General features: G+C 37.9%; 2 pseudogenes. Both read right to left on the bottom strand.

The features are described 5' to 3' along the window. Positions 1 to 330, bottom strand: a pseudogene (locus tag ACYVTD_RS15785) (DUF4912 domain-containing protein); the annotation flags it as partial. Between the two features lie 52 nt (positions 331 to 382). Next, positions 383 to 570, bottom strand: a pseudogene (locus ACYVTD_RS15790) (RluA family pseudouridine synthase); the annotation flags it as partial.

Genomic DNA, 570 nt, shown 5'->3' on the forward strand with positions numbered 1-570 from the left:
TTCATATAATTCCCTGTCATGTTTTTTTATTTCCCAAAAAGCAAAAACCCAAAGAGGGTCTCTTATTATTACTTCGATATAGGAAATATTATATTGACAGGGGAGAGCGGCTGTTTCGGAATAATCTTCATTAACTTCCATAGCTTCCGCGCTGTCGGCGGTTTCCTGATCTTCAATATTGGCAACTTCCAATATTTCCTCGATAATGAAAATTCTTTCCAGTCCGGGAGGAATATCTACACCATAAGAGTCCGCAAATTTAACTAATTGTTCCGTGCTTAAACTTTCCAACCGGTGGCGTGTTACAGGAACTTGAAGTTTATCTACCATGCTCTGTTATTGTGGAAAAAATCCGCATTTAAGTCAACTATAGCAACGGCTTTTATCTTTGTTCATAAAAACTAGAGAAATATTCAGGTAATGGAGCGTGTATATCAACATTGACCTCGTCTTTTATAATCAGTCTTGAGGCGTGAAGTAATAGGCGTTTTAAACCTGCGCTTTTGTGTAATTTTTTGTTAAGTGTAAAGTCGCCGTATTTGTCGTCTCCAAGTATGGGGTTTCCGTTCA

The sequence above is a fragment of the Treponema sp. R6D11 genome (assembly GCF_054786075.1).